The following is a 25,884-nucleotide window of genomic DNA, read 5'->3' on the forward strand; positions in this document are numbered from 1 at the left end:
GGGTCACCTTCCCGCTCTTCCTGCTCATGTGCGCAGCCGTCGCCATCCTCTTCTTCGTCCCCGGCCTCGCCACATGGCTGCCCGCACAGATGATCGGACAGTAACGCCCCTCAAATCTGCCGCGGGAGACGTGACGGCACCGTCGCGCCCGCGCTAAGATTGCCAAAATCCGGAGCTTCCCCCCATGTCGCAGACCAATTCGCAGCAGCCAGCCTCGTCTTCCCCGGCCGCCGGCCAGTGGGAATTCTGGATCGACCGCGGCGGCACGTTTACCGATATCGTCGGCCGCAAGCCGGACGGCAGCGTGGTGACCCACAAGCTGCTGTCGGAAAACCCGGAGCGCTACAAGGATGCCGCCGTGCAAGGCATCCGCGAACTGCTCGGCCTGCCGCCCGGCGCCGCCCTGCCGAAGCACACGGTGAGTGCCGTCAAGATGGGCACGACCGTTGCCACGAATGCCCTGCTGGAGCGCAAGGGCGACCGCGTGCTGCTGCTGGTCTCCGAAGGCTTCGCCGACCAGCTGCGCATTGGCTACCAGACCCGGCCCAATCTCTTCGCGCTGAACATCGTGCTGCCCGAGATGCTGTACGAGCGGGTGGTCGAGATCCCCGAGCGCGTGCGCGTCGATGGCAGCATCGAGACGCCGCTCGACCTCGCCGCCGCCGAAACCGCGCTGAAGGCCGCCCATGCCGACGGCATCCGCTCGGTTGCCATCCTGTTCATGCATGGCTACCGCTATACCGCCCATGAGGCCAGGGTCGCCGAACTGGCCAAGGCGCTCGGCTTCACCCAGGTGTCGGCCAGCCACCAGGTCTCGCCGCTGATCAAGTTCGTCAGCCGCGGCGACACCACCGTGGTCGATGCCTATGTCTCGCCGATCCTGCGCCGCTACGTGAACCAGGTGGCCGACGAGCTGGACGCGACCACCGCCGGCCTGCGGCTGATGTTCATGCAGTCGAACGGCGGCCTCGCCGACGCCAATTTCTTCCAGGGCAAGGACAGCATTCTCTCGGGGCCGGCCGGCGGCGTGGTCGGCCTGGTCGAGACCTCGACCCGGGCCGGCTTCGACAAGGTGATCGGCTTCGACATGGGCGGTACGTCCACCGACGTCAGCCATTATGCCGGCGAATACGAGCGCGCCTTCGAGACCATGGTGGCCGGCGTGCGCATGCGCGCACCGATGATGATGATCAACACGGTCGCCGCCGGCGGCGGCTCGATCCTGCATTTCGACGGTGCGCGCTACCGTGTCGGCCCCGACAGCGCCGGCGCCAATCCCGGCCCGGCCTGCTACCGCCGCGGCGGCCCGCTGGCGGTGACCGACTGCAACGTCGTGCTCGGCAAGCTGCAGCCGGATTTCTTCCCGGCGGTGTTCGGCCCCGGCGGCGACCAGCCGCTCGACGCCGAGGTGGTCAAACAGAAATTCGCCGACCTGCAGGCCCGCGTGCAGGCCGAGAGCGGCGATACCCGCTCGGTCGAGGAAATGGCCGAGGGTTATCTCGCCATCGCCGTCGAGAATATGGCCAACGCGATCAAGAAAATCTCGGTCGCCCGCGGCTATGATGTCACCAAATACGTGCTGTCGAGCTTCGGCGGTGCCGGCGGCCAGCATGCCTGCCTGGTCGCCGATGCGCTCGGCATGACCGAGGTGCTGCTGCATCCGCTGGCCGGCGTGCTGTCGGCCTATGGCATGGGCCTGGCCGACCAGCGCGTGCTGAAGGAGAAATCCGTCGAGGTCACGCTGGAGGCCGCCGCCCTGCCGGCACTGGCCGCCGAGATCGACACGATTGCCACCGAGGCGAAGGCCGAGATGCTGGCCCAGGGTGTGCCCGACGCCAAGATCAGCGTGCTGCGCAAGCTGCATGTGCGCTACGGCGGCTCGGACTCCGCGCTGGAAGTCGAGTTCGGCAGCCTCGATGCGATCACGGCCGCCTTCGAGGAGGCGCATCGCCAGCGCTTCGGCTTCATCAGCCCGGAGAAGGCGCTGATCGCCGGCTCGGTGGCGGTCGAGATCGTCGGCCTGGGCGAGCGGGCCCCCGATCTTGTCGAGGCGATCCGCGATCCGCGTCCGCAGGAGGCGATCCCGAGCCTCGCCACCCGCAGGGCCTATATGGCCGGCGCCTGGCGCGACACCCCCGTCTACGACCGCGCCGCGCTCAGGCCCGGCGAGATGCTGAAGGGCCCGGTGATCGTCACCGAGCCGACCAGCACCATCGTCGTCGAGCCCGGCTGGCAGGCGCGGCTGACCGAGCGCCGCGACCTGGTGCTGAAGCGCGTCGTGCCGGTGCAGATCCGGAAAGCCATCGGAACAGACGTCGATCCGGTGATGCTGGAGATCTTCAACAACCTGTTCATGTCGATCGCCGAGCAGATGGGCAGCGTGCTGGAGAAGACCGCCTATTCGGTGAACATCAAGGAGCGGCTGGATTTCTCCTGCGCCATCTTCGACCTGGAAGGCGAGCTGATCGCCAATGCGCCGCATATGCCGGTGCATCTGGGTTCGATGTCGGAATCGATCAAGACGGTGATCGCCAAGCGCAGCGGCACGATGAAGCCGGGCGACGTCTTCATGCTGAACGCGCCCTATGCCGGCGGCACCCACCTGCCCGACGTCACCGTGATCACCCCGGTGTTCGACAAGGCCGGCAAGGACGTGCTGTTCTATCTCGGCAGCCGCGGCCATCATGCCGATATCGGCGGCACGACTCCCGGCTCGATGCCGCCGGACAGCCGCACCGTGGAAGACGAAGGCGTGCTGCTCGACAACGTCCTGCTGGTCGACGGCGGAAAATTCCTCGAGGCCGAGACCGTCGCCATTCTGAAATCCGGCAAATACCCCTCGCGCAACCCGGCGCAGAACATCGCCGACCTCAAGGCGCAGATCGCCTCCTGTGAGAAGGGCGCGCAGGAGCTGCGCAAGATGGTCGACCAGTTCGGCCTCGACGTGGTGCGCGCCTATATGAACCACGTGCAGGACAATGCGGAAGAATCCGTCCGCCGCGTCATCTCGCGGCTCAAGGACGGCAAGTTCGTCTATCCGATGGATGATGGCTTCGAGATCCATGTCGGCGTGACGGTCAACCATGCCGACCGCACGGCGAAGATCGACTTCACCGGCACGTCTGGTCAGCATCCGACCAACTACAACGCGCCGAAGGCGGTCTGCGTCGCCGCCGTGCTCTATGCCTTCCGCTGCCTGGTGGACAGCGACATCCCGCTGAACGGCGGCTGCCTCAAGCCGCTCGAGATCGTCATCCCGAAAGGCTCGATGCTCGACCCGGTCTATCCGGCCGCGACGGTGGCCGGCAACGTCGAGACCAGCCAGTGCATCACCGATGCGGTGTTCGGCGCGCTCGGCGTGATGGCCGCGGCGCAAGGGACGATGAACAACTTCACCTTCGGCAACGACGAATACCAGTATTACGAGACGATCTGCGGCGGCAGCGGCGCCGGCCCGGATTTCGACGGCTGCGACGCAGTGCACACCCATATGACCAATGCCCGCCTGACCGACCCCGAGGTGCTGGAATTCCGCTTTCCCGTGCTGCTGGAAAGCTTCCGCATCCGTCGCGGCTCGGGCGGCAAGGGCAAGCACAAGGGCGGCGACGGCACCATCCGGCGCATGCGCTTCCTGGTGCCGATGACCGCCACACTGCTGTCGTCGCACCGCACCGTGCCGCCCTTCGGTCTTGAGGGCGGCGAGACCGGCGAGACCGGCCGGCAGTGGGTCGAGCGGGCGAAGACCGGCGAGAAGCAGATCCTCGAAGGCCGCTGCTCGGTGCCGATGCAGCCGGGCGACGTGTTTGTCATCGCCACACCGTCGGGCGGTGGCTTCGGCAAGGCGGCCGACCTCAAACAGGCGGCGGAGTAATCCGCCGCCGCGTGGCCTAAATCTCCTCCTTCGGCAGGCGCAGCTCTTTCATGATCTGCGCCGCCGCCTCGGTCGGCTGCAGCCTGCTGGTATCGACCAGCACGTCCGGCTTGGGCATATGCGAGGTGGCGAAGACACCCTGGGCCTCAAGCTGGGCGTAGACCTCATGGGAGGTCAGCTTGCCGGTCTGCCGGCGCGCCTGACTGTCGATGCGGCGGTAGACCTCGTCCATCGGGCAGGTCAGCTCGACGAAGCGCGCCCGGCTGCCGGCCCCGGCGACGATGTCGATGACGCGGTCGACAAAATTCGAGCGCACCGTCAGTTCCGGCGCGAAGGTGAAGATCATGCCGTTCAGCCGCACCTTTGCTGCCTGTTCGAACACCGATAGCCAGATCTTCTCGCGCAGCTCGACGAAGGGCGGGCTGCCGAAGTCGAAGACCGGCAGCAGCAGGTCGACGGTCAGGTGGTTGTGGAACAGCTTGTAGCCGGTGAGCGCGGTGAGTTCGCGCGCCACCGTCAGCTTGCCGGTGGCCGGCTTGCCATAAAAAAAGATCAGGTTCATGGCGCCATTGTAAAATCCCGAGCCGGTGTGCCGGAACCCACGCGCCGCAAAAAATTTGCCAGCGCCTCGCTACCGTGGCCTCACGCCGCCGGCTGCTGCAGGCGGTCGCTGTTGGCGATCAGCGCGTCCGCCAGTTCCTTCGCCGGGCTGCGCAAGCTGCTGCCGGGATGGCGCAGCACGAAATCGACACTGCCGAGATCGGGCAGATGCGACGCCGGGGCGAGCTCCGCCATGCCGGCGGGGATGAAGTTGCGCGCATGCGCCGCGATGCCGAGGCCGGCCAGCGCCGCGGCGCGCACGCCGGTCAGGCTGGATGACGTACAGACGATGCGCCAGCTGCGCCCCGCGGCCTCCAGTGCGTCGAGCGCACGGCTGCGGGTGATGCTGGGCGGCGCCAGCACCAGCAGCGGCACCGGCTGCGCCGGATCGACCAGCATGCGCTGCTCGGCACCGATCCAGACCAGCGGGCTGCGCCACAGGAAGCGGCCGGCGGTTTCTCCGGTGCGCCGCTTGGCGAAGACCAGATCGAGTTCGCCATCGTCGAGCCGCTGGTACAGCGTGCCGCTGACATCGACGGTGAGTTCGAGGTCGACCAGCGGGTGGATGCGGGTGAACTCGCGCAGGATGTCGGGCAGGCCGGAGAGCACGAAATCCTCGGGCACGCCGAAGCGCAGGCGGCCGCGGATCTTGCTGCCCTCGAAATACTGCCGGGCGCGCTCGCCGGTCTCGAGGATGCTGCGGGCGAAGCCGAGCATCGCCTCGCCGTCGGCGGTCAGCGCCACGCGGTGGGTGTCGCGGGCGAACAGGCGGCGGCCGGCCGCCTCTTCCAGCCGGCGGATATGCTGGCTGACGGTGGATTGCTGCAGGCCGAGGCGGCGGCCGGCCTCGGTGAAGCTGCCGGTCTGGGCGGCGGCCATGAAGCTGCGCAGCAGGACGGGATCGAACATCGGGGCCTCGCGGCTATCATCACGTTTCATGATAACAGTGAGACCGGTAAGCGCCGTTTACAATGGGGCGGTTCGGCGCAATATCACGGTCAGCCCCGCCCCTCACCCCAGACACCCGGAGCCGCCGCCATGGCTGCCAGACAATTCCGCCTCCCCAGCTACCGCCTGCCGGTCGACGGCTATGTCCTGCTGATCGTGCTGTGCGCCGCCACCGCCGCCGTGATCCCGGCGCGCGGCATCGTGGCCGAAGGCCTCGACCAGGGCATCAAATGGGTCATCGCGCTGCTGTTCTTCCTCTATGGCGCCCGCCTCTCGCCGCAGGCCGCCTGGGCCGGGGCGAAACACTGGCGCCTGCATCTGGTGGTCTTCGCCGCCACCTTCATCCTGTTCCCGCTGCTCGGCCTGGCGCTGCAGCCGCTGGTCGGCGCCGGCCTGCTGTCGCCGCAGCTCTATGCCGGCGTCATCCTGCTCTGCGCCCTGCCGTCCACCGTGCAGTCGTCGATCGCGTTTACCTCGATCGCGCGCGGCAACGTGGCGGCAGCGATCTGCTCGGCCTCGGTCTCCAGCCTGATCGGCATCATCATCACCCCGGTGGTGGTCGGCCTGATCCTGCACAACGGCGGCAGCGGGCCGCTGATTTCGCTGCATGACGTCGAGAAGATCGGACTGCAGCTGTTCGTGCCTTTCCTCGCCGGGCAGCTGAGCCGGCCGCTGACCGCGCGCTGGATGGAACGCCAGCGCAAACTGCTCGGCTATGTCGACCGCGGCTCGATCCTGCTCGTCGTCTATTCCGCCTTCAGCGAGGGCATGGTCAGCGGCATGTGGCACCAGATCGGGCTGTCCGACGTCGCCGTGCTGCTGCTGGTCAATGCCGCCCTGCTCGGCGCCATGCTGGGCCTGACCACGCTGGCCGCCCGCAAGCTCGGCTTCCACAAGGCGGACGAGATCACCATCGTCTTCTGCGGCTCGAAGAAAAGCCTGGCCGCCGGTCTGCCGATGGCCACCGTGCTGTTCCCCGCCGGCATGGTCGGCCTGGCGGTGCTGCCGCTGATGCTGTTCCACCAGATGCAGCTGATGGTCTGCGCCGCCATGGCGCGGCGTTATGCGAAACGGCCGGAAGAGGACACCGGCCGCCGGCCCGGTAACGACGCCGGAAAACCGGGCACCGCGCAGGCGGCCTGATATCGGCGGCCTGAGCTTTCGGCTGCGGAAGACGCCTTTCCGCGAGGACAGGCTTCTCCGCGGCGCGTGGCAGGACTAGAGTCGTTTTCCACCGGGAGACGACGCCATGACCGCGCAGATAACCCAAGGCACGCCTATCGCCGGCGACACCCACGAGGTGCTGAACCAGCCGCCGGCGCTGGAGGATTACAACCTCTTCGCCACCGACCATGCGCTGCAGAATGCCACCGCAGTCAACGGTGCCGGCTGGGCCAAGGACCGGCTGTCGGCCTATGGCGCCAAGCTCGGCAGCGCCGAGACCGTCGAGCAGGGCCGGCTGGCGCACAAGAACCCGCCGCAGCTGCAGCTGTTCGACCGCTTCGGCCATCGCCGCGACCATGTCGAATTCCATCCCGCCTGGCACAACATCATGGGCCTGATCATCGGCGAGGGCCTGCATGCCGCGCCGTGGTCGGACCCGCAACCCGGCGCCCATGTCGCCCGCGCCGCCGCCTATATCATGCATGCGCAGATCGAGCCGGGCAGCCAGTGCCCGACCACCATGACCTATGGCAGCGTGCCGGCGCTGAAGCGCGACCCGGTGCTGGCCGAAACCTGGCTGCCGACCATCTATTCGCGCCAGTATGACGGCAGCGACCAGCCGATGCCGCAGAAGACCGGCGCGCTGATCGGCATGGGCATGACCGAGAAGCAGGGCGGCTCCGACGTGCGCTCGAACACCACACGGGCGACGCCGGTCGGCAGCGGCGGGCCGGGCGGTGAATATGTCATCACCGGCCACAAGTGGTTTTTCTCCTGCCCGCAGAACGACGCCCATCTGGTGCTGGCCCAGGCGCCGGGCGGCCTCAGCTGCTTCTTCATGCCGCGCTGGCTGCCCGACGGCACCCGCAACGCCATCCGCATCCAGCGCCTGAAGGACAAGGTCGGTAACAAGTCGAATGCTTCCTCCGAGGTCGAGTTCGTCAATGCCCATGGCTGGCTGATGGGCGAGGAAGGCCGCGGCGTGCCGACGATTATCGAGATGGGCACCTACACGCGACTGGATTGCGCGCTCGGCTCGACCGGGCTGTTGCGCGGCGCGGTCAGTCAGGCCCTGCACCACGTCTATCACCGCCGTGCCTTCCAGCGGCATCTGATCGACCAGCCGCTGATGACCAATGTGGTGGCCGACCTGGCGCTGGAATCCGAGGCCGCGACCTTGCTGGCGCTGCGGCTGGCGCGCGCCTTCGACCGTGCGGAGGGCAGCGAGCAGGAGGCCGCCTTCCGTCGGCTGTGCACGCCGGCGGTGAAATACTGGATCTGCAAGCGGGCGCCCAATGCGGTGGTCGAGGCGATGGAAGTGCATGGCGGCAACGGCTATGTCGACGAAGGCCCGCTCGGCATGCTGTACAAGGAAATCCCGCTCAACTCGATCTGGGAGGGCTCGGGCAACGTGATGTGCCTCGACGTGCTGCGCGCCCTGCAGAAGCATCCAGACAGCATCGAGGCCTATTTCGCCGAACTGATCCCGGCGCGCGGCAACGACAAGGCGCTGGATGCCGCGATCAACGACCTGAAGGCCGAATTCGCCGACACCGAGGCGATGGAGCACCGCGCCCGCCACGTGGTCGAGAAGATGATGGTGACGCTGCAGGGCGCCCTTCTCGTGCGCCATTCGATTCCGGCCGTGGCCGACGCCTTCTGCGCCAGCCGGCTTGGGCGCGACTGGGGCCACGCCTTCGGCACGCTGCCCAAAGGCGTCGACACCCGCGCGATTGCGGATCGGGCCAGACCAGTCTGAAGACGGGCCGGTGTGAAGATCGCACAGATCCTCGGTGAAATGATGATAAGCATCCGGACCGCAGGGCTGCTCGCCCTCCTCTGGGCGTCAATCTCGCCCGGAATACTGCGCGCCGCAGAACATGAATCTGCAGGGCCAGAAATAGTGAAGGTTACATTTAATCACCCACAGGCCGCTGATATCGCCTGGAGTGGTGACGGACGTTACCTTGCAAGCGCGGGGCTCGGCTCTCTCACAAACTGGTTCGGTCGTCAGAGCGTCGACCCAACAGTTGCTATTTGGGATGTGCGCCGGAAAAGCCTCGTGGGGGCATATCGACGGCCGGGACCCTTCACATATGTCAGCTTGATCGGCCCCAAGCCAGATGTCGTCAGCTTTGATTCGACCGCTGCCGGTTGGACCCGCGAGGTGTCGTTTTCCGTATGGGATGCGCGAACAGGGCAATTGCTGCGACACGTTCCGGGAAATACTTCAGCAGAGAATCCCAGGGCCATACAGCTCAATCAGCCTCGCGTATACTCATACAATCCCGCTACCGGACTCTTCGCGGTGGCGCGGGGCACTGACGGGAAAGTGCACATATATGACGCGGAGGCATGGACTGAGGTCGACACTCTTGATGTTGGAATGCCGCCGTTTAGCCTCGAGTTCAGCCCGGATGGACGCAGTCTCGCAGTGAGACAATGGCACTATGTCACCATATTCGACAGGATTTCGCACAAGACAGTAAGCCGGTTTCGCCCATATCTTGGTGTTACAGGTGGTATTGCTTGGGGTTCGGATTCGAAAAGAATCGCCACAATTTATTTCCAAGCGAAGTTGCGGTCGGAAGGGCCGGCGGAAGAAATACCCGGCGGGGACGCCGCCATAAAAATCTGGGACGTGGAGAGCGGAAAATTCCTGACGGGCCTTTCCGGCGACTTCGATGAAGCGGCCCTTGTCTCCAGCCCGATATCATGGAGCGCCGACGGCCAGTATATCGCGGCCGTCGCTCAGGCATCCGGGATGCGAAAGTTCCTCTTGTGGAAAATCAATGGTCGCCGTTCGCCATTCACTGTTGACAGCGATCCGAAATCAGTAGGTCCGATCCGATTTTCCCCAGCGACGCCGACGTTAGCATCGGCGGGTCTGGATGGCCTTCACGTATATGAGATCCACTGAGCGAGTATGGGACCGGAATATCGAGAAACGACAATAGTCCATTCCTACCCCCGCTTCGCGCGCCTTGCCGCCATGTTGAGGCCTTCGACGATCACCGAGAAGGCCATGGCGCCGTAGACCAGCCCCTTGGGCACATGCACGTCCAGGCCCTCGGCACAGAGCGTCATGCCGATCATCACAAGGAAGGCGAGCGCCAGCATCACGATGTTGGGGTTGCCGTTGACGAAGCGTGCCAGCGGCTCGGCGGCCAGGATCATGATGGCGACCGACAGCAGCACCGCGGCGATCATGATGGCGAGATGGTCGGTCAGCCCGATGGCGGTGATCACGCTGTCGAGCGAGAAGACGATGTCGAGCACCGTGATCTGGCCGATCACCGCCCAGAAGGCCGGATACTTCGACCCACCGGCGGCGGCGATGGCAGCCGCCTCTTCCGCATCCTCGGGCATCACGCGGTCATGGATTTCCGTGGTCGCCTTCCAGATCAGAAACAGGCCGCCCCCGATCAGCACGAGGTCGCGGCCGGAAATCTCCTGGCCCAGCACCGTGAACCACGGCGCGGTCAGCGTGATCAGCCAGGCCGCCGAGATGAGCAGCAGGATGCGGGTGACCACCGCGCCAAGCAGGCCGAGGCGGCGCGCCAGCGGCTGGCGTTCCGGCGGCAGGCGGTTGGTGACGATGGTGATGAAGATCAGGTTGTCGACGGCCAGCACGAGTTCCAGCGCGACGAGGCCGGCGAGCGCCAGCAGGGCTGCGGGCTGCAGGAAGATGGCGAGATCCATGGGGAATCCTGGGCGGGGGGCTTGCATCAAGCCGTCCGACATCGCTGCCATCCCGTTTCACGGCAGCCAGAGGGGCCCGGACGTAGCTTGCTACTTAAGCCATCCGGCGAAAATTTCAAGATTAAAGGAAGACGGTCAGGCCGCTAAAGGATCAGGCCGAGACGTCGACCACGGTGCCGAGCCCCGGCGCCAGCGAGCCGGTCGCCACGGTGGCGACCGCATCGGTCAGCGCCGCCTCGGTCTGGCGCAAGGACGCCAGCGCCTGCAGGGCGGGCGCGTTGGTATTCACCGAGCCGAGGCTGGTGGTCGGAACACTGGCGGTGGCGGCAACGCTGTCGGTCATGGGGTAATTATTGCGCCGAAGCGCCGGTGCGGCAACCCGGTAATGCCGCGATCAGCCCCGCCGGTTATTCGCCAATCGCGGGCAATGCTTCGCTGCGCAGCTCGCGGCGGGCATGGCCGGTCACCTGCACGGCGCCCCACAGCGCCAGGCCGGCCATCAGCGCGGCGACGGCAAGGTCGGGCCAGGGCGTGCCGGTGGCAAACACGCCACTGGCCGCCAGCAGCACGGCGAGATTGCCCAGCGCGTCGTTGCGGCTGCAGATCCACACTGCGCGCATGTTGGCGTCGCCGGTGCGGAATTTGTAGAGCATCAGCGCGACACCGGCATTGACCAGCAGGGCAATGACGCCAATCACCCCCATGGTGGCGGGCTCCGGCACGCTGCCGGTCATGGCATGGCGGATCGTCTCGGCGGCGACCCACAGGCCGAACAGGCCCATCATCGCGCCCTTCAGCAGCGCGGCGCGGGCACGCCAGACCAGCGCCAGCGAGAGGACGGCGAGCGCCAGCGCATAGTTCGCCGCATCGCCGAGGAAGTCGGCGGAATCGGCCAGCAGCGCCGTCGACCCTGACGTCAGGCCGGCGACCACCTCGACGACGAACATGCCGCCGTTGAGCAGCAGCGCGATCCACAGGGCAACGCGCGGCGAGCCCTCGCCATGGTCGTGATCATGGTCATGGTCATGGTCATGGTCATGGTCATGGTCGTGGTCGTGGCCGTGGCCGTGATCATGGCCATGCGCGTGATCGTGATGATGACAGCAGGCGGACATGGCTACTCCTTTCCGTCGGCTTCGTGCGGATGTGGCTCCGCCACGTGTGCCACCATGTCGGCCAGCATGTGGCGGACATGCTCGTCGGCGATGGCGTAGATGATCTGCTTGCCGCGCCGCTCGGCGCGCACCAGCCACGCGGCACGCAGCAGCCGCAGGTGATGACTGGCCAGCTGCGGCGACATGCCGGCACCCCGCGCCGCTTCGCTGGCCGGCAGGGCATTGTCGCAGAGCAGGCCGACGAGGCGCAGGCGGCTCGGATCGCCCAGCAGCCGGAACATGTCGGCGAGCTGGATCAGATGGGCATGGTCAATGGGGCCGATCTCGTACATTTCAATAAGTGTTTAAATGTTTGGGTCGAAGTTGTCAAGCCGCACCCTGCCCGGCCAGTTCGTGCAGTGTGGGGATTCCCAAAAGAAGTGAGGAGATTTCCCTGAATAATGAGGGATTTCGTCCAACAGAAAATGAGGGGTCTCCATATTTCATTGATTTCTTTCAATTATTTCTTCCACGCCATTTCCCTAGAATTGGCGGTGCTTTGCAAATTTCCGCCGACAAACGTACTGAATTTCCTTACCAGCCTGGGTAGCTTGGGCGTTGGAAACGTACCTTACCCGGTGATCCTGACGACAATACCGCATACACAGTTACTCACCGTGAATTAGAGTCGCTCCGAATTCCATTCATTGGCTATCCTGCCCCGGGGTTCTGAGGGGCAGGACATGCGCACGCTTATTTCTTACGACGTCGATGGCGGTTGGAATGAGGTTATCGATGCGGCTCTGGCCAATGGCTTTCAGAACTGCATGGATTCCCGAGCCGGATGGAAAAAGTTGCCGGACACGACGTTGATTCATCCGTCTGAAGATACCGGCGCGGTCAGGCGCCTGTTTTTACGACACGGTCATACCAGCGGCTGTGGCTGCGGCGGGCATCCAGATCGACGTTGAAAAATTTGTCTGCGTCGCGTTCATAGGCTTCTCAGTCCGCAGCGATGAGGGCTGCGAAGGCGCGCAACGGTCCTGAAACCATGCCGACTGTTCGCTTCCTCGGTCGAGTTCACCCTCCAGTTTACTCGATTACCGTAACTGACGGTCCTATGGTGGCTTGGGAGAATCCACAAACCGGCCTGGCAATGCAATTCGTCTGCCAAATCCACCAATCCAGCATCGAGGTAATTTGCGAACTTAATCGCGAGATGACCGCCGATGATTTTGGTGACCTATACTGCCGCGCGCTAGACCTGTGCCACTCTACCGTCCACCTGATTGGATTTCAGTCTGGGTATGCCCTTTCTGTCTTCCTGGAAGACTTCGTTCATTCAGACGGCCACCAGACCAGGGTCGTGTTGCGAGATGCCAACCTTGCTTCATTGGTTACTGCGTTTTCGCTTGAACGGAATTTTAGCGCGATCCAAGAAATTGCCTTGGAGTCTCCCGGCCTATCCCGTGCACTGGAATATCTGAACGAGTGCATTTCGACACCACATGCTGTGCCAATCGCCTGCGCTCGGGCTGTCGAAACGCTGAAGCATCTGATTGCGCCCAATTCAGATACTGATGCGACTGCGTGGGCTTCTTTGCGCCACGCGTTGCGAGTTGACCGGCCATATCTGGAACTCATCACAAGTACTTCCAGGCAGCCCCGTCACGGAAATCACATTAGAGTTGAGGGCCATGTGACGACTGAAATCGCGCGACGAACGTGGATGATAATGAATCGGTATTTCGAGTATTGCCTCCGAGGCAAAAAACCCTCTTCCCGAGGCCGATTTCCCGATACTGACCGAAGCTCGGTCCATCGTCTCACGTGCGGCGAATACGGAAGGGGCGCTGACCCGAGCTGGGGTCAACCCCCTCAGGTGGAGTGAGGGGCTCGGCGCAGGCCTCCCAGACTCAGAAATCTGTCGAAACCGACACTGCGTGCCAATCCGATAAAATCTGGGCATCGGTAGCATGTTTCTGTTGAATGGCAGCGACAGTATCGCTGCCCAGCGGCAGCCGAATGGGCGGATTAGGAGCGTCGGCGAATGCGACCAGCGCCCGGGCCAGTTTCTCCGGGTCGCCCGGCTGGTTGTGATTGACGCTGGCGGCTCTGCTGCGAACCTTCCCCGCGGTCTCATCGTAGTCGGCGATGACAGTTTGGCTCACCGCGAGAGAGCTGGAATCGAGGAAGTCGGTGCGGAAATACCCGGGCTCGACAACCGTCACATGAATGCCGAGCGGGGCCAACTCATGGTGGAGAGACTCTGACAACCCCTCGACGGCGAACTTGGTAGAGCAGTAGACGCCAAATCCCGGGCCCGCACGGTATCCGCCAATCGACGAAATATTCAGGATACGGCCCGAACGCTGCGCCCGCATATGTGGCAGCACGGCCCGAGTGACAGCGAGCAGGCCGAACACATTGGTGCGGTAGAGCCTTTCGACTTCCTCGGCTGTCGCCTCTTCAACCGCACCGACTAGGCCGAAGCCAGCGTTATTCAAGAGTACATCGATGCGGCCGAACTTTTCGACCGCAGCAGATGCCGCCTCTCGTGCCTGCTCTTCATTGGTAACGTCGAGAGGTACCGCAAGAAGATTCTGGTGCGCCCCAATGGTACTAATCACTGCATCGATATTTCGCGCGGTGGCAACGACACTGTCACCATTGGAAAGCGCCAGTTGTGCAATACGGTTTCCAAAACCGCGCGATGCTCCAGTAATGAACCATGTTTTCATGTCAACAGCCCACCAATCGTGAAGGGAAGCCGCGAGCGCGCCGTTATTCTGGACAGTACGCTCCAGTTTCAATCCAGGCGGTGATGAGATGCCCGAACTTCTCCTGCGTCCCAGGCACAGGTTTGCGCCCTTCACCGGGATGCCAGGCCCAACCGACGAGATGGTCTTCGCTCAGATGCACCCGGATCTGCTCAAGGCTGCGGTCCCCGTTATGCGCGCGGTCCTTGAGGCGCTCGCAAATCTGCCCCGTCGTCAGGGTCTGCCAGCCCATCGACAACGGTGCCAGCTGCCAGGGGTCGGCGCCGGGGATACTGCGAATGCCCGCCGTATTTGTCGGCCGATTGACCGGACCATGGCAGCTTGTGCACTGGATACCTGCAGCAAAAAGCGCTGCGTCGGATTTGATGGGTGGTATGTGGGAATGCATGTCGTCGCCCTGTGATGGCCTCCGGGTCACCGGGTGGCAGTTCATGCACCGAGGGTGCTCAATGACCTTGGCAGCCTCGAGGTAAAGGGCCACGGACCGGTCCTTCTGCGACTGGATTGACGCGAAGCTTTCGACAGGGGCCAGGCCGGTCGCGGCCACCGCTTTCTGAACGCCAGGGGTCAGGAGCGGGTTCGTACGGGTCTGGTTCTGCTGGGCTGCAGCGACATACGCGCCAAGCCCGGCCACCGCAACTGCCGCGAACGTCGGGACGGCCCAGACGGCCAGCCGAAACAATCGTTTCATAGATTCCTGCGTCATGCCCGCGGCTCCACAGCAAGGTCAATTGGTAGGGAATACAGACGAGGGCCGCCTGCGGCTTTGATAGCATTAGTGACGGCGGCCGCCAGGACGGCCGTACCGGGCTCCCCGACACCACCCGGCGCTTCCTTGCTGTCGACGACGATGACCTCCATTTCGGGCATCTCATTCATGCGCACAACCGGTTGGTCGTGGAAGTTGGTCTGGTCGATTTTGCCGTCGGTAATCGTCACTCGGCCGTAGAGCGCGGCACTGATGCCGAAGATCAGGCCGCCTTCGATCTGCTGCCGGACGATATTCGGGTTTACCGCCTGACCACAGTCGACCACCGCTGTAATCCGCCGGAGACGCACACTGCCCTGGGCGAGCAACTCGACCTCGGCAACCACGCCGGTATAGCTGCCGAAGCCCTCAAGTATGGAGACGCCACGGCCGGACCCCTTGGGCAGCGGGGTTCCCCACTTGGAAGCAGCCGCCACCTGGTCAAGGACATGCCGCATCCGGTGCTCCTGCTTCAGGATCGCCCGCCGGTATTCGACCGGATCCATCCCGGCATTGGCGGCGAGGTCGTCGACAACGGTTTCGACGACAAAGCAGTTGCGGGTCTCGCCGACGCCGCGCCAGTTGCCGTAGACCAGACCAGATGGCGGGTCTTTGCGGACATATTCGACGCGGTGGTTCGGCCAGTTGTACGAACCTAGAGCCCCATTCACGACATCGAGGTCCACCCCATCCTTCACGTACCCGGGCAGGAACCAGGACATCACGGATGGGCCTACGACCCGGTGCTCGAAGCTGACCGGCATGCCCTTGGCGTCTACCCCGACCCGGACGGCGCTGTGGTTGTGGTACCGGAAGGCGTCATGGCGGATATCCTGCTCACGACCCCAGCAGATCTGGACCGGACCCTCTACCTTGCTGGCAATCTCGGCGGCAAGGACTATCCATTCCGACTGCAGGCGCCGCCCGAAGCCGCCGCCGATTGTGTAGTTGTGGACGGTGACCGCAGCGTCGGATAAGCCCAAGGTAGCGGCGACCTGCCTCCGGGCCCGGCCCGGCCCCTGGCTGCCGACCCAGATTTCGCAGGAGGTCCGCCGGTAGTGGACGGTACAGTTCAGCGGCTCCATGGCGGCATGGGCCAGCATGGGCATGTGAAAACTGGTCTCGAGGACCTTCGTCGCCTTGGTCATCGCCGCTGCGCTGTTGCCGCCTTGCGTGGCAACAAGCCCCTTGGTCTTCTCACCGGCGCTCAAGTCGGCCACGAGCTCCGCGGTCGACAAGGTGGTGTGGCCGCCCTCCCAACCGGGCGACAGAGCTGCCAGCCCTTTGCGGGCCGCCCCGGTATTCGTTGCGACGACGGCGACGGCCTGCGGGTGCTTCACAACCTGGGTGACGCCCTTGACTGCCATGGCCGGAGCCGGGTCGACGTCGACGAGTTTGCCGTCGATGACCGGGCTCAGCATGAGAGCCGCAAATTTGAGCCCGGGCAGCCGGACGTCGATGCCGTATTTGGCTGTGCCGTTGACCTTCTCGACGGAGTCGGTCCGCCGCATGGATTGGCCGATGACCTTGAACTGGGCCTTCAGGGGCGGATCCTGCGGAACCGGAATGGCACTTGCCGCATGCACCAGGTCGCCATAGGGAGTCCGGCGGTTGGTCGGGTTGTGGACGACGAAGCCCCCTTCAGCCCTGCAGGTCTCCCGAGCGACCTTCCATTCCTTGGCGGCGGCCTCGATGAGAACGATTCTGGCAGCGGCCCCAGCCTGCCGCATCTGCTTCCAGGCTCCGCGGACACCGAGCGAGCCACCGGTGATCTGGTCACCCAGCAGCGGATGCCCGTAGAGCTTGTCGTCGCCCGGGGCTATCTCCGACCTGATGATGTAGGGGGAAACCTCGAGTTCCTCGGCGACCAGCATGGCGACTGCTGAAAGCGCACCCTGGCCCATCTCTGCGTAGGGGTTCACGAGGAATATCTGGCCGGAGTTGTCGATCCGGATGAAGGTCCCGGTCTTGAGGACCGAAGCCTTGTCGGCAGCTGTGGCCGCCCTCACCAGCATGCCGTTGGCGCCGAAGCCAATTACGAGTTCACTGACGGCGGCTGCGCCGAATGCCAGGACGCTACGCCGGGTGGTTTCGATTGCTGAACTCATGGTCAGCGCCTCCCGGAGTTGGATTTGAGGTCGGCCGCGGCCTGCTTGATGGCCGTCCGGATGCGAGGATAGGTACCGCAGCGGCAGATGTTTCCTGCCATCGCATCATCAATCGCTGCATCGTCGGGCTGGTCGTTGACTTCGAGCAGGGCCGCTGCCTGCATGAGCTGGCCCGACTGGCAGTAGCCGCACTGGACGACGTCAACCTCGAGCCACGCTTTCTGGAGAGCTCGGCCGGGACCAGTATCCCCGAGTTTCTCGATAGTGGTGACTTCTCCATCCCCGATGTCAGCGACGGCAGTCACGCAGGACCTCCGGGCGACACCGTCGACCATGACTGTACACGCCCCGCACAGAGCCGCTCCGCAGCCGAATTTGGTGCCGGTGAGATTCAAGACGTCGCGTAGGACCCAGAGCAGAGGCGTGTCAGGATCAACGTCAAACTCGTGCTTCTTCCCATTGACCTGTATCTGCATTTGGCCCCCTCATCGCGCTGGCGATATCGTCAGAAGAGAGGCTTCGGAACGGGGCCGTCCGGTCGACTTCTGGAGCCGTGCGGATTGTTGCGCCTATGGGACACAATGCTGAGCCGGTCTTTTCGGAATCACGGCTGCCACAGGCCAATCAAAACGGTCATCAGACATCGACGGATTCCACCGAAACCGTCGCCCTTTTGCAGGTACCGTCATAGCGCCAAGCCGAGGCTCTACAGGCGTTAAGAGTAGTGAAATTCGGTGAATTCGGGCCAACAATAAACAGTTATATTGTGTTGTTTGCAGTCAGGCGAATGGACAGTTATTCCGCGGCAGCCCCGGCGTTTCCCCCGCAGACATCCGCCACCCAAGGGCGCCCGTACCGCCGACTGAAGACTTCTGCGCCTTACGTGATTCCGCCGATGAACCGCCCGATCACTCGGGGCTCGCTTCGCGAACGCGCTGAAGCCGTTTCAATCCTTCAGTCAGGTCGGGAAATTCAGCGGCGTGCGGCAATCTCGATTTGGTTGTCTCAAGCACACCAATTGCGGACTCAACTCGCATTTCAGCTTCCATCTTCTGCGTTAATGCCAGAGCCGCCCTGACTTCGAACGTCAAGGCCCGCGTCCCCTGGGCTTCCCGTATGGCCTGCGTCAACAACTCTTCTGCCTGATCGTGCTGTCCAGACTGCATATGCACTGTTGCGTCTAACCGCAGAACTTCGGGCAAGCACCACAACTCGCCCGGCATAGATCCGTATCGACGCATCTCGGCTACAGCTGCCTTCGCCCCTGTCAGATCTCCAATCCCCAAGCAGGCTTCAGTCAGCATGCCGTAGTACATCGGTGCGCGCATGGTGAATTGCCATGCCATCAGCTCGTCCAGTCGCTTCTTCATATCGTCCACGGCGCCGGGCTTTCCTTGCCTGGCATTCAGCACATTCCTGAAAAAACGGCTGACTCGTCCCCAGATCTCAATGTCCTCCTGCCGGTTCCCATCCTCAAGCAGTGTTTGATACTCTTCCGCCCTCTCATCGTCGCCTGACCACAATGCGAGCGGCACTGCGCCAAGTGCGAGCAGGTTGGATTGCGATATGATATGCCCAAGCGACAATACGCGATCGACCGCCCCACGAATGACTTCCATCGCCCGGCCCGGTTCCCCTAGCAACCAAAGGGCCAATGCCAGGGAGCAGTTTATGGCGACGATTTGGTCTAGGTTGTATCGCGTGTTCCGAACAAGCACCTTGTCTTTTGGAAACAGAGTTAGCAGGCTTTCCAATCGTTCCCGCGCGGCTTCCGGCTGCCCGGCATAGAGTTCAGCCATAGCCAATAACCGATCGCCTTCGGGGATAGCCGCCCAATCCGAGTGCTTTTCTGCGATTTCTCTGAACTGGCCAATTCTGCCGATCGCCTCTGGCGACCTCCCCGTATAGATGAGGTACACCGCTAGACCCCACAGCCCCCGCAACTGATAATCGCTGCTGCCTCCTTCCACTCCAAGTTCGTAGCATTGAAGCCACGCGGCTTCTGTCTTGGCATCCAATGGTCGGGCGAAATTCATACCAGATGCGGAAGACCAGCCAAGCTTCATCCTCGTGCTGATTGGGCAATCGTCAATCTCGCCAATAGCAAGCAAAGCCCTGTCAACCCGCACCCGAAATTCATTGACGAGCGATAGTTCTTCCCACAAAGGGATGGCCACCGCGGTCAGCATGACGCCAATTCTCTTGTCGCCGCCTTCGAAGAACGACCAGAATATCACCTTTCGCAAATCATCGATTCTTGGGGCATAGTCGGCAAGCCACGCCCGTTTCTCGCGGTGCATCCACTCTGCGTCAGCACGCTCAAACATGGACAGGACATGGCGCGCATAGTGCAGCATCGCACTATCCCGCTCGCCTTCGTCAGACAGCCTCTCAGAAGCATACGCACGCGTGCTTTCCAGCAGCCTGCACCGCATGGCGCTGCCGCCTTGGTCGAATGACACGAGCGAACGCGCTGTCAGCCGCTCTATTGCCCCGATTGTCTTGGCCGAGTCCAGCCCAGTCGCCTCCGACAATGCAATTGCATCTGACAGATAAAACGACCCCGCGAACACAGACACGAAGCGAAGCAGCTTAGCTTCGTCGTCGGAAAGGAGCCTGTAGCTCCAATCCAGCGTGGCCTGCAATGTCTGCTGACGCAGCGGCGCGTCCCTGGGCCCATTGCTCAACAGACGAAACCGCTGCTCCAACATCGAAAGAAGCTCTGGTGCGCCATATGTCGAGACCTTGCTTGCAGCCAGCTCGATCGCCAGCGCAATACCGTCCAGGTGCTGGCATATTGCGGCAACAAGCGGAGCATCTGTATCCGTCAGGTCATACCTGCCCCGCTCTCTGGCGCGCGTGGTGAAAAGCTCGACGGCCGGGAACGCCAACGCCTGCTGTGCGGTTATACCAGCAGCCTCCTGCGGCACTGTCAGCGTCGGCAGAATATAGAGCTGCTCTTGCATGATGCCGAGGGGCTCGCGGCTTGTGGCGAGAAATGTCGATTCCGGCAGAGCAGATGAGAGCCGGTCTACTGCTTCGGCCACCGTCGGCAATAGATGCTCACAGTTGTCAAATATTAGGAGAACCTTCAGCCCCCGCAGGGCATCAACGATGTCGGTATATGGATCTTCAGAACGCTGACGGGCGCCAATAGCGTTAGCGATTGCCGCGGGGACAAACTGCGGATCCGCGACCGTCGCCAGGTCAACAAAGCAGACGCCACCTGAATAGGCAGCTCTAACCTTGTGGCCAACAGCAACCGCAACTGATGTCTTTCCCACACCTCCAGGGCCCACAATCGTGAAGCAATGGGAAGTAGGCGCCGCCTCTGTCAATTCCGCAATTTCCTGGTCCCGGCCAATGAGGATAGGTGCTTTGGGTAAAGGCTTGAGTTGAATTGTCAGCGGTCGGGGTAGCCTGGAATCAGATACCGGCAGAACCTGCACTGTGCCGACGAACTGATAACCTCGCCTGGCCACAGACACGATGTAGGTGTCTGAAGGCGTACCTTGGGCCAGAGCGCTCCTGAGAGAAGCGACATTGACGCGAAGACTGCTCTCATGGGTGATGGTGTTGGGCCAGACATAGGCCTCTAGCTCGGCCCTTCCTACTGGCACTCCTGCATTGCGCACAAGCATTGAAAGAATGTCGAGCGCACGCGCACCGACGCGAACCGGCGATCCGCGACAAAGAAGAAGGTGTTTGGAGGGCGTGAATTGAAATGGCCCGAATTGGTACGTATTGCTGTCTGGCTCTACCTTTTTCGGTGCCATGCCCTCAGTTGCCTTCCCCTCTTCATATCGCCGGATGCGTTAGCCCCGCATACCGTTGCGAATATTATGGCTCCGCAATGAATATTCGATGCAGATTCGCATTCGTCTGTCTACGGCCAAATTTTTCAGTACCGCCGTAAGCCTCTGGACATTGGGAAAGACCGCCCCATGCCCCAGCTGCGAATTGAGATACTCGCCGTGAAATGAAGATTTTTTGACGCTCCCGGGCCTGATCCAGTCCTCGGCCGAAACATGGACGAGTTGTTCGCCGGGGCGCCGCGGGTCAAGAAGGTGCCCGAGGACGAGGCGATCGATGTGGCCATGACCCGGTTCCGGGCCATGCTCGAGGGTCAGCTGGCCTTCGAGGCTGAAGACGTCGTCAAGCTGCTGAACATGGCAGCCCGGAAGAAGGCCGCTCGCAAGGGCAAGGACCGCTGATATTGCTCTGGTGTAAAGTTCCTGTACTGACCTGACTAGCTCATCGCCCTGAATATGCTTGCCAGCGATGCAGGCATGCCGCGGTCCACTCTTGCCACGGCATGGGCCAGGACGAGAGTCAGGAAGCACAGGCCATAGGGCAGACAGGCCAGCAGGTGGCTTGAGACCGCCAATCCCGCTGCCTGCAACTGCAATACGGCGATTTCGGACAGCCCGAAGACCAGCGCCACCGGCAGCACCAGCATGGGCTGCCAGCGCGCGACGATGACCAGGCCGACGGCAACAAAGCCGCGTCCCTTGGTCATCTCCTGCGCCCAGGTCTGGGTGTAGTCCACAGACAACACTGCGCCGCCCAATCCCGACAATGCTCCCCCGAGAAGGATGGCTTCCAACTGGGCGCGCCATGGCCGGATACCGGCCGAGCTGGCATTGGTCAGGGAGTCACCGACCACGCGCCATTGCAGCCCGCGCCGTGTCCGGGAGAGGAACACCGCCAGCGCCACCGTCAGTCCGACCGCCACCCACGCCATCGGGCTGATGCCGAGGACCGGCGCAAAGCCATGGACCTTGCCACCAACATAGGGACGCCCGAGCAGGGAGCTCAGGCCCAGCCCCAGGGTCCAGACCGCCACGCCGCTTGCCAGCTGGTTGACCCTGAAGCCCAGGCACAACACCGCATGGACGGTCGAAAGGGCGATACCGGCCGCCATTCCGGCCGCCATGCCCAGAGCGGGGTTGCCGGTCACGACCACTGCTGCGAAGCCACCGACAGCGCCGACCAGCATCTGGCCCTCGATGCCAAGGTTGATGACGCCGACCCGCTGCGTCATCGTCTCCCCCAGCAGAGCCAGCAGAAGCGGTGTGGCGCTCCGGATCATTGCGGCTGCCCATGCCAGAACCAATGCCTCAGCCATGCCTGCCCGCCCGCAGCCTGTCCCAGCCGCTCACGCTCAATGCCACCACGAACAGGACGCCCTGAAGCACCATGGCGCTGGCGGCAGGAACCTTGGCGATATCCTGCAGGGCATCGCCTGCGGAATACAGCCCGCCAATCAGGACCGACAGGACCACGGCCCAGAGCATGTTGTGACCCGACAGCCAGCCAACCAAAAACCCTGTCAGGCCGTATCCCAGGGACAGGCCGGGCTGGAGGCGTCCCTGGACAGCAGAGGCTTCACCCCAGCCGGATAGCCCAGCCAGGGCGCCGCCGATCGCCATCGTCATGAGCGCAGCACGCCCGAAGTTCAGTCCGATGGCAGACCCCAGCGCCCGGTTCTCGCGCAGGACCCGCAACTCAACGCCCACCCGGCTGCGCGACAGGTACCAGTGCACCACAAGGGCGATGGCGACCGCTATGATGAAGCCGAGATTGACCCTGGTTCCGAACAGGGTCGGCAGGGCTGCTTCCGGCGGGAAGGAAATCGTCGCAGGCCAGCCAAGGTTGCCGGTGTCCTTCCAGGGGCCGTACACGACAAAGTTCACCAGCAAAGCCGCGATGTAGTTCAGCAACAAAGTGGTAATCGTCTCGTGGACGCCAATTCTGGCTTTCAGATAGGCCGGAATGATGCCCCATACCGCACCGCCAACGATGGCCGCCAGTCCAACCAGCGGGAATAACAGCCAGCCCAGGCCCAGGTCATGGGCTGCAATCATCACGCCCGTGGCAACCAAGGCGCCCATGTAGAGCTGGCCGTCGGCGCCGACCGAAATCAGGCCGAGGCGGGCCGGGATGATGGTCGCCATTGCACAGAACAGGATAGGCGTCGCTTTAACGAGGGTCTCGGAGATCGAGTACGTATCCCCGAACGCATACATGACCATGCTGCCAATCATGGCCAGCGGCGGTTTACCCAGGGCAAGAAAGAAGACGACCGCTCCGACAAAGGTCGCGACCAGGACCAGAAGAACTGCCAGAATCCGCCTCGGCATCACGCAGCGTTCCGGTGCTGTGTAGCCATCAGCTCGCCCAGTCGCTGCCGCGTCGCCTCCGACCGGTTCAGGATACCCGCAAGGCTGCCGGAGTTCATGACGGCAATGCGGTGCGCATATTTCTGTAGATCATCGAGGTCTTCCGAGAACCAGACCACGGCGGCGCCCCGCCGGGCATGGGCAAACAGGGCGGTATAGACGGCGTGGCATGCGGCGACATCGAGGCCCATGGTCGGATAGCAGGCCACGACGAGGTCCGGCTGACCCGACAGCTCGCGAGCAATCACCAGCTTCTGCAGATTGCCCCCCGACAGCTGGCCGGTTGCCATCTCCGGAACGGGCGGGCGGACGTCGAATGTCTCGAGCAAGGTCCGGGCGTTTGCGGTCTCAGTGCCCCAGCGCGGCAGACGCGGCAAATACGGCAGGCGGCGCAGGAGCAGATTCAGTGAATTGCTCAGCCCTTCGGCCACGGCATTCTGACGCGGTGCCTCCGGCAGATATGCGACGCGCGCATCGGGCATTCCATCGGCTGCTCTGGCAATGCTGATGCCATCCAGGACAATATCGCCGTGCGTGACCGGCAGAACTCCGGCCAGGGCATCTGCCAGGGCTTTCTGCCCGTTGCCGGAGACACCGGCAATCCCAAGAACCTCTCCCCGGTAAACTTCGAAATCGACAGCTTTCAGTCCCGGCGCCTGCAACGAACGGACCTGCAGCAGCGGAATATCCGCCGGAGCAGGCAGCTCGTCGAGCTGACCGGTGTCCGCGGTCCCGACCATACCCTCGACCAGTTCCTCGACGGTCCTTTCGTCGACCCGCGCGCGGTCGACCACCTTGCCCCGGCGCATAACGACAATGCGGTCTGCAACAGCGGACACGTCGGCCAGCTTGTGACTGATCAGGACGACGGAGCGGCCGCTGGCCTTCAGGTCCCGGATAAAGCCGTAGAGTCTCTCCACTTCAGGGGGCAGCAGCACCGAGGTTGGCTCGTCGAGGATGACGGTACTGGCGCCACTGCTCAGCACCTTAGCCAGTTCGACCATCTGGCATTCACCAACGGTCAGGCTGTAAACGGGCCGGGACGGCTCGATACCCGGCGCCAGGGCGGTGAGATGGTCCAGGGCCGCATCGACGTCGCGACGCTGCAGCCACCATCCCAGACCGGGCTTGGCCAGTCGGAGATTGTCCCGGACGCTCAGGGCCGGAAACAGGCTGAAATTCTGGAACACCATGCCGATGCCGCAGCTGACGGCATGCTTTGGATCGCGGATCGCGGTCGGCGTTCCGTCAATCTGTATCTCACCGCTGTCAGGGCCGTAGATGCCCAGCAGCAGCTTCATCAACGTGCTCTTGCCTGCGCCATTCTCGCCGAGCAGGGCCAGCACCTCGCCTGGAGGAATCTCCAGATCCACGCCGTCCAGAGCCTGGACTGCGCCGAAGCGCTTGGCGATGCCGCGCATATCGATACGCATTCAGTCCCCGACAACGAAAATCGCGTCGACCTCGACCGCGGCACGCCGCGGCAGGGTGGCCACCCCGACCGCTGTCCTGGCATGGATACCGGATTCTCCGAAGACCTCCATCATCAGGTCCGAGGCACCATTGATGACGGCCGGAACAGAGTCGAATTCCGGGTCGCTGTTGACGAACCCGCCAAGGCGCAGGCATCCGCGGATCTTGTCCAGCGATCCGCAGGCCTGCCGGATGGCCGCAATCAGGTTCAGCCCGCAGATGCGCGCAGCAGCCTGACCGGTCTCCAGGTCCAGGTCGCGCCCGACCTTGCCGGTATAGAGAACCTTGCCGTTCCACTCACAAACCTGCCCGGCCAGCACGAGCAGACCTCCATCCCGGCGCCAGGCAACATAATTTGCCGACGGGGTCGGGACATCGGGCAGTGCCAGACCCAACTCCTGAAAGCGCGTTTCGCTCACGGGGCCAGTCCCTGCAGCAGTGTTTCCGACTTGAGTGTGAAGCCGAACAGTAGCCGGATGTTGTAGAGAGCCGCCTGGACGCAGTAGTCCGGCGACGTTGTCGCGGCACCGTCCTCGACGAGAATGGTGTCGTAGCCAAGGAAATTGGCGTCCTCGAGCGTGGTCATGACGCACTGGTCGAGGTTCACGCCGCCGACAAAGAGCGTCTTCACGCCAAGGTTCCGCAGGATTGCATCCAGGTCCGTATCCCAGAATCCGCTGAACCGATGCTTGGTCACGTGGATGTCGGCGTCGCCCGGGTTCAGGCCATCAACGACCTGCGCCCCCCAGCTGCCGGCCCGCAGGACTTCGGAGCGGGTTCCCGGGACCGGGCTGCCGAGGTCCACGGCATCGCCCGTCTTATTGTGGGCATGCAGCAGCGACGGGCTGATATTCAGCAGGTCCTTGCGGACACCCCAGTTGACCCAGACGACCGGCAGGCCTTGCGCACGGAACGCGGCAACCAGCGCCTTCAATGGTTCAATCGGAGCCGTGTTCGGCGTGACGTCAATGCCCTGGCTGTCCATCCAGCCACCGGTCGCGCAGAAGTCGTTCTGCATATCGACGATGACCAGCGCCGACTTGTTGGCATCGACCACGATATTCTGGGGCAACGCCGCCAGCTTTATGGGCCGGACCGCCTTTGCAGGCCGGGTCATATCAACGACGTCGCGACCAACCAGCCAGGACTGCTCGGGCCTGGCACCCATCATTTTCATGCCTGTCATCGTCCCCTCCAATCCACCCGGCCGCAGG

At 63.3% G+C, this 25,884-nt stretch carries 22 protein-coding genes; 6 read left to right on the top strand and 16 right to left on the bottom strand.

Annotated features, from left to right (window positions below; genetic code table 11):
• The first annotated feature begins 184 nt into the window (after positions 1-184).
• The gene (locus ACFOOQ_RS22775) at positions 185-3,871 is read left to right on the top strand and encodes a hydantoinase B/oxoprolinase family protein (protein ID WP_379730023.1); all 3,687 of its coding nucleotides are present in this window, start codon (positions 185-187) and stop codon (positions 3,869-3,871) included.
• Between the two features lie 16 nt (positions 3,872-3,887).
• On the opposite strand, the gene ACFOOQ_RS22780 is transcribed toward ACFOOQ_RS22775, so the two are convergent.
• Both ACFOOQ_RS22780 and ACFOOQ_RS22785 read right to left on the bottom strand, forming a co-directional pair.
• A complete protein-coding gene (locus ACFOOQ_RS22780) occupies positions 3,888-4,433 on the bottom strand; it encodes an AAA family ATPase (RefSeq protein WP_379730024.1) in 546 nt (181 codons plus the stop codon).
• Between the two features lie 80 nt (positions 4,434-4,513).
• Positions 4,514-5,380 (bottom strand): LysR family transcriptional regulator, encoded by an 867-nt coding sequence (locus tag ACFOOQ_RS22785; protein ID WP_379730025.1) that lies wholly within the window; start codon positions 5,378-5,380, stop codon positions 4,514-4,516.
• 129 nt (positions 5,381-5,509) lie between these two features.
• Between ACFOOQ_RS22785 and ACFOOQ_RS22790 the strand changes: the two genes are divergently transcribed.
• The 3 genes from ACFOOQ_RS22790 (at position 5,510) to ACFOOQ_RS22800 (ending at position 9,503) form a co-directional block, all read left to right on the top strand.
• Positions 5,510-6,562 carry a bile acid:sodium symporter family protein gene (locus ACFOOQ_RS22790; RefSeq protein WP_379730026.1) on the top strand — a complete coding sequence of 351 codons (1,053 nt, stop codon included), beginning with the start codon at positions 5,510-5,512 and terminating at the stop codon, positions 6,560-6,562.
• 106 nt (positions 6,563-6,668) lie between these two features.
• Entirely contained in the window at positions 6,669-8,342 is a 1,674-nt protein-coding gene (locus ACFOOQ_RS22795; protein ID WP_379730027.1) for an isovaleryl-CoA dehydrogenase, read from the top strand.
• A gap of 12 nt (positions 8,343-8,354) precedes the next feature.
• Positions 8,355-9,503 (top strand): WD40 repeat domain-containing protein, encoded by a 1,149-nt coding sequence (locus tag ACFOOQ_RS22800; RefSeq protein WP_379730028.1) that lies wholly within the window; start codon positions 8,355-8,357, stop codon positions 9,501-9,503.
• 44 nt (positions 9,504-9,547) lie between these two features.
• On the opposite strand, the gene ACFOOQ_RS22805 is transcribed toward ACFOOQ_RS22800, so the two are convergent.
• From ACFOOQ_RS22805 to ACFOOQ_RS22820, 4 genes are all read right to left on the bottom strand, one after another.
• Complete coding sequence (locus tag ACFOOQ_RS22805) at positions 9,548-10,285, bottom strand: TerC family protein (protein WP_379730029.1); 738 nt, start codon at positions 10,283-10,285, stop codon at positions 9,548-9,550.
• A gap of 151 nt (positions 10,286-10,436) precedes the next feature.
• On the bottom strand, positions 10,437-10,628 hold the full coding sequence (locus tag ACFOOQ_RS22810; RefSeq protein WP_379730030.1) for a hypothetical protein: 192 nt from the start codon (positions 10,626-10,628) through the stop codon (positions 10,437-10,439).
• Between the two features lie 64 nt (positions 10,629-10,692).
• Entirely contained in the window at positions 10,693-11,400 is a 708-nt protein-coding gene (locus ACFOOQ_RS22815) for a cation transporter (RefSeq protein WP_379730031.1), read from the bottom strand.
• 2 nt (positions 11,401-11,402) lie between these two features.
• Entirely contained in the window at positions 11,403-11,732 is a 330-nt protein-coding gene (locus ACFOOQ_RS22820) for an ArsR/SmtB family transcription factor (RefSeq protein ID WP_379730032.1), read from the bottom strand.
• Positions 11,733-12,122: 390 nt separating this feature from the next.
• Between ACFOOQ_RS22820 and ACFOOQ_RS22825 the strand changes: the two genes are divergently transcribed.
• Positions 12,123-12,350, top strand: coding sequence for a hypothetical protein (locus ACFOOQ_RS22825; RefSeq protein ID WP_379730033.1), 228 nt, complete (start codon positions 12,123-12,125; stop codon positions 12,348-12,350).
• Positions 12,351-13,295: 945 nt separating this feature from the next.
• On the opposite strand, the gene ACFOOQ_RS22830 is transcribed toward ACFOOQ_RS22825, so the two are convergent.
• The 5 genes from ACFOOQ_RS22830 to ACFOOQ_RS22850 form a co-directional block, all read right to left on the bottom strand.
• Entirely contained in the window at positions 13,296-14,120 is an 825-nt protein-coding gene (locus ACFOOQ_RS22830) for an oxidoreductase (RefSeq protein WP_379730034.1), read from the bottom strand.
• A 43-nt stretch (positions 14,121-14,163) separates the two neighbouring features.
• Positions 14,164-14,865, bottom strand: a complete 702-nt coding sequence (locus ACFOOQ_RS22835) for a hypothetical protein (RefSeq protein WP_379730035.1) — start codon at positions 14,863-14,865, stop codon at positions 14,164-14,166.
• Positions 14,862-17,015 carry a xanthine dehydrogenase family protein molybdopterin-binding subunit gene (locus tag ACFOOQ_RS22840; protein ID WP_379730036.1) on the bottom strand — a complete coding sequence of 718 codons (2,154 nt, stop codon included), beginning with the start codon at positions 17,013-17,015 and terminating at the stop codon, positions 14,862-14,864. Before ACFOOQ_RS22840 ends, ACFOOQ_RS22835 begins: the two co-directional genes overlap by 4 nt.
• Before the next feature lie 2 nt (positions 17,016-17,017).
• On the bottom strand, positions 17,018-17,491 hold the full coding sequence (locus ACFOOQ_RS22845; RefSeq protein WP_379730037.1) for a (2Fe-2S)-binding protein: 474 nt from the start codon (positions 17,489-17,491) through the stop codon (positions 17,018-17,020).
• Between the two features lie 432 nt (positions 17,492-17,923).
• Positions 17,924-20,791, bottom strand: coding sequence for an ATP-binding protein (locus ACFOOQ_RS22850; RefSeq protein WP_379730038.1), 2,868 nt, complete (start codon positions 20,789-20,791; stop codon positions 17,924-17,926).
• 252 nt (positions 20,792-21,043) lie between these two features.
• On the opposite strand from ACFOOQ_RS22850, the gene ACFOOQ_RS22855 reads away from it, so the two are divergent.
• On the top strand, positions 21,044-21,229 hold the full coding sequence (locus tag ACFOOQ_RS22855) for a hypothetical protein (RefSeq protein WP_379730039.1): 186 nt from the start codon (positions 21,044-21,046) through the stop codon (positions 21,227-21,229).
• Between the two features lie 35 nt (positions 21,230-21,264).
• Here ACFOOQ_RS22855 and ACFOOQ_RS22860 read toward each other — a convergent pair whose 3' ends face one another.
• From ACFOOQ_RS22860 to ACFOOQ_RS22880, 5 genes are read right to left on the bottom strand one after another with little or no spacing between them, the layout of a single operon-like run.
• A complete protein-coding gene (locus ACFOOQ_RS22860; protein ID WP_379730040.1) occupies positions 21,265-22,143 on the bottom strand; it encodes an ABC transporter permease in 879 nt (292 codons plus the stop codon).
• Complete coding sequence (locus ACFOOQ_RS22865; protein WP_379730041.1) at positions 22,136-23,158, bottom strand: ABC transporter permease; 1,023 nt, start codon at positions 23,156-23,158, stop codon at positions 22,136-22,138. The genes ACFOOQ_RS22860 and ACFOOQ_RS22865 overlap by 8 nt, the downstream gene beginning before the upstream one ends.
• Entirely contained in the window at positions 23,158-24,630 is a 1,473-nt protein-coding gene (locus ACFOOQ_RS22870) for an ABC transporter ATP-binding protein (RefSeq protein ID WP_379730042.1), read from the bottom strand. The genes ACFOOQ_RS22865 and ACFOOQ_RS22870 overlap by 1 nt, the downstream gene beginning before the upstream one ends.
• The gene (locus ACFOOQ_RS22875; protein ID WP_379730043.1) at positions 24,631-25,089 is read right to left on the bottom strand and encodes a RidA family protein; all 459 of its coding nucleotides are present in this window, start codon (positions 25,087-25,089) and stop codon (positions 24,631-24,633) included.
• Positions 25,086-25,856 carry a cysteine hydrolase family protein gene (locus ACFOOQ_RS22880; protein ID WP_379730044.1) on the bottom strand — a complete coding sequence of 257 codons (771 nt, stop codon included), beginning with the start codon at positions 25,854-25,856 and terminating at the stop codon, positions 25,086-25,088. The genes ACFOOQ_RS22875 and ACFOOQ_RS22880 overlap by 4 nt, the downstream gene beginning before the upstream one ends.
• Positions 25,857-25,884 lie beyond the last annotated feature (28 nt).

This window comes from Ferrovibrio xuzhouensis (genome assembly GCF_042648965.1).
In the GTDB taxonomy this organism is placed as follows: Bacteria; Pseudomonadota; Alphaproteobacteria; order Ferrovibrionales; family Ferrovibrionaceae; genus Ferrovibrio; species Ferrovibrio xuzhouensis.